The following is a 4199-nucleotide window of genomic DNA, read 5'->3' as shown; positions in this document are numbered from 1 at the left end:
ACGGCTTGTATATGTTTGACGGTGCTCCGTGCTATGAAGACCCCAATCCTCGCCGCGGCGAGCATAAAGAATGGGGTACGATGGTCTTCAACTACGGCATGAACGAAGTGGAGAGCTTCTTGGTGTCCAGCGCCATGTTCTGGATCGAGAAGTACCACGTGGATGGTCTGCGGGTAGACGCAGTGGCCAGTATGCTGTATCTGGACTACAACCGCCGTGATGGCGAGTGGGAGCAGAACTCCAAGGGTGGCAAGGAAAATCTGGAGGCGATTGCCTTCCTGCAAAAGCTGAACACCGCTGTGTTGAGCCGCTATCCCCACAAGATGATGATTGCGGAAGAATCCACCGCATGGCCGTTGGTGACCAAACCCGCCGCAGACGGTGGACTGGGCTTCAATTTCAAGTGGAACATGGGCTGGATGAACGACATGCTCAGCTACATGAAGACCGATCCGCTGTTCCGTGCCGGAAACCACGGCAAGGTCACCTTCAGCTTCTTCTACGCGTTCAGCGAAAACTTTGTTCTGCCAATCAGCCACGATGAGGTGGTGCATGGCAAGTGCAGCTTGATCAACAAGATGCCCGGCGACTATGAAGAGAAGTTCGCCAACCTGCGCACCTTCTACGGCTATATGATGGCACATCCCGGCAAGAAACTGCTCTTTATGGGGCAGGAGTTCGGGCAGTTCATCGAGTGGGACGAGAAGAAGCAGTTGGATTGGATGCTGCTTGGCTACGACAAACATCGTCAGCTGCAAAGCTATGTCAAAGATCTGAACCACCTGTATCGGGATATCCCTGCTTTGTGGCAGGTCGATTACAGCTGGGAAGGGTTCCAGTGGATCGTGCCGGATGATAACCAGCAGAGCGTTATCGCCTTCCTGCGCCGGGATGCGGCCGGAAAGATGCTGATGATCGTCTGCAACTTCAACCCGGTACTGCGCCAGAACTACGAGATGGGCGTGCCCAATCCCGGCAGTTATAAAGAGATCCTCAATTCCGATGATCCCAAGTATGGCGGTTCTGGTGTGACCAACGGTACGGTGCGCAGCAAGAAGGGCGAGATGCACGGCTTTGAGCAGCATGTTTCGCTGACGCTGCCGCCGCTGTCCACCCTGTATTTCCAAGTCCCGGCGGCTCGCAAACCGCGCGCCAAAAAGGACGAGGAAACCGAGGCAAAACCGGCAGCCAAGGCCAAAAAGACCGCGGCAGCCAAAACGGCAGCGCCCAAGCGCAGCCGCACTACCAAAGCCAAATCGCAGGCGTAAGCCAGCCTTGTTCCTGCGTGCTGGATAGATCGTATACCCATATTCTAGTCAAGTAATGGCGTAAGCCAGAATTTTAAGGGGAGAAATCTTATGGCAAAAGAAATGATCGCAATGATCCTGGCCGGCGGTCAGGGCTCGCGTCTCTACGCGCTGACCCAAAAGCTCGCCAAGCCTGCAGTTCCGTTTGGCGGAAAGTATCGTATTATCGACTTCCCGCTGTCCAACTGTGTCAATTCCGACATTGATACGGTGGGCATCCTGACCCAGTATCAGCCGCTGGTTTTGAACGAGTATATCGGCAATGGCCAGCCCTGGGACCTTGACCGTCTGCATGGCGGTGTCCATGTACTGCCGCCCTACCAGAAAGCCTCCGGCTCTGACTGGTACAAAGGCACGGCCAATGCGATCTATCAGAATATTTCCTTCATCGACCGGTATGATCCCAAGTATGTCATCATCCTGTCCGGTGACCAGATCTGCAAGCAGGATTACTCTGATTTCCTGCGCTTCCATAAGGAGAAGGATGCAGAATTCTCGGTGGCGGTCATGGAAGTGCCTTGGAGCGAAGCCTCTCGTTTTGGCCTGATGGTTACGGACGAGAATGACAAGATCAGCGAGTTCCAAGAGAAGCCGAAGGATCCCAAGTCCAATCTGGCTTCCATGGGCATCTACATCTTCAACTGGGATATCCTGAAGAAGTACCTCACCGAGGACGAAGCGGATCCCAATTCCGAGAACGACTTTGGCAAAAACGTCATCCCCAACCTGCTCAAGGATGGCCGTCGTATGTACGCCTATCACTTCAGCGGCTACTGGAAGGACGTGGGAACCATCTCCAGCCTGTGGCAGGCCAACATGGAGGTTCTGGATCCCAAACACTCCGGCATCAACCTGTTTGATGAAAACTGGAAGATCTATTCCCGCAACTCCGGCCAGCCCTGCCAGCGCATCGGCAATGATGCCACCATCGTGAACTCGATGATTTCGGAAGGCTGTCAGGTCAACGGCACGGTCAATAACTCCATTCTGTTCCCCGGCGTCGTCGTGGAAAAGGGTGCTACCGTCGAGGCTGCCGTCGTCATGGGCGGTACGGTCATCAAGGCGGGCGCTAGCGTCAAGCACTGCATCGTGGCCGAAAATGTCACGATCGAAGAGGGCGCTACCGTCGGTGCTATGCCGGAAGGCGGCCTGAACATTGCCGAACCCGGCGATGTGGCTACGGTCGGCTCCGGTGTCGTGGTAGGCAAAGGCGCTACCGTCGGCCCCAAGGCAATGGTCTCCAGCGATGTAAAGGATGGTGAGGAACAATGGTAAATAGCAACGTCAACGCTCTCGGCGTGATTTTCGCCAACACCTATGATAATCTCGTTCCCGAACTGGTGGCGGAGCGCTCTATGGCCTCCATCCCGTTCGGCGGCCGTTACCGCTTGATCGACTTCACGCTGTCCAGCATGGCCAATGCGGGCATCGACAACGTGTCGGTCATCGTCCGTAAAAACTACCATTCTCTGATGGACCATCTGGGAGCCGGCCGTGAATGGGACCTGACCCGTAAGCGCGGTGGTCTGAACATTGTGCCGCCTTTTGCAGAGCGCAGCATCAAGATGTACTCCGGCCGTGTAGATGCCATCGAGAGCATTCTTTTCTGGCTGGAAGATCAGAAAGAACGTTATGTGATTCTGTCGGATGCCTACATCGCCGTGAACTTTGACTTCGGCAAGCTCATCGACGAACATGTGGCCAGCGGTGCCGACGTCACGATGGTGTATAACCGTGCGCCGATCCCTGAGGGTGCCCGCAGCGATAACTACACCATCCGCATCGATGAAGATAGCCGCGTGACGGAGATCCTTTCCAACGACTATCGTCTGGGTGAGCAGAACCTTTCGATGAATATGTATGTCATCGAGCGGGAAAGCCTGATTCACCTGATCCATGACGCGGCAGTACGGGGACTTGTCTACTTTGAGCGGGATATTCTGGCTCGTAACCTCAAGCTGCTCAACGTGCATGCTTTCGAGTTCAAAGGCTATGCGGCCCGTGTTTCGGACATGAAGAGCTACTTCGACGAGAACATGCGTCTGCTGGAACCCGGCAGCATGGAAGCGCTGTTTGGCGGCGCCCACATCTACACCAAGATTCGTGACGATAACCCCACCCGCTATCTGGAGGGCAGCTCTGTGAAGAACAGCCTGCTGGCGGACGGCTGTGTGATCGAAGGCACGGTGGAGAATTGTGTGCTGTTCCGCGGCTGCCAAGTCAAGAAGGGCGCGGTCGTTAAGAACTGCGTGCTGATGCAGGATACCGTGGTGGAGCCGGATTGCGATGTGGAGTATGTGGTCACCGATAAAAACGTCCATATTACCGAAGGCAAGAAGCTGACCGGTACGGATACTTTCCCGGTGTTTATTGCCAAAAACCATAGCGTATAAATAGCTCATAGAGGTTGTACTCCTTCTCCCCGGAGACAGCTTAGATGAGGGGGACGGGGAGACCGTAGGTCTGCCCGTCCCTCCTGTTTTTAAAGAATCCCACCATCTATATGGAGGTGCTTATGAAAATTTTGTATGCGGCCAGTGAGGCTGCTCCCTATGCCAAATCCGGTGGCTTGGCTGATGTGGCGGGTGCTTTGCCCAAGGCGTTGGTCAAGGACGGTGTGGATTGTCGGGTGGTCATGCCGCTGTACGGCGATTTGAAATTCAAAGACACCCTGACCTATGTGACCAACTTCAGCGTACCGGTGGGGTGGCGCAGCCAGTACTGTGGTCTGTTCAAGGCAGAACACGACGGTGTAGTGTTCTACTTCATTGACAACGAATACTACTTTAAGCGCAGCGGTCTGTACGGCTTCTACGATGACGGCGAACGGTTCGCCTTCTTCTCCCGTGCCGTTTTGGAAATGCTGTTCTACACGGATTTTGAACCGGACAT

Annotated in this window: 4 protein-coding genes; all 4 read left to right on the top strand. The window is 54.8% G+C overall.

Annotated elements, in window-relative coordinates; translation table 11 throughout:
• A partial coding sequence (glgB, locus tag Q0526_RS06275; RefSeq protein WP_298731675.1) for a 1,4-alpha-glucan branching enzyme occupies positions 1–1268 on the top strand: 1268 nt, incomplete at its 5' end.
• 90 nt (positions 1269–1358) lie between these two features.
• A complete protein-coding gene (locus Q0526_RS06270; RefSeq protein WP_298731673.1) occupies positions 1359–2582 on the top strand; it encodes a glucose-1-phosphate adenylyltransferase in 1224 nt (407 codons plus the stop codon).
• Positions 2576–3700, top strand: coding sequence for a glucose-1-phosphate adenylyltransferase subunit GlgD (gene glgD, locus Q0526_RS06265; protein WP_298731671.1), 1125 nt, complete (start codon positions 2576–2578; stop codon positions 3698–3700). The genes Q0526_RS06270 and glgD overlap by 7 nt, the downstream gene beginning before the upstream one ends.
• A gap of 122 nt (positions 3701–3822) precedes the next feature.
• A partial coding sequence (locus tag Q0526_RS06260; RefSeq protein WP_298731669.1) for a glycogen/starch synthase occupies positions 3823–4199 on the top strand: 377 nt, incomplete at its 3' end.

The organism is uncultured Subdoligranulum sp. (genome assembly GCF_937890665.1).
Note: the sequence above shows the minus strand (reverse complement) of the source record. Positions and strands in the feature narration are given on the sequence as shown.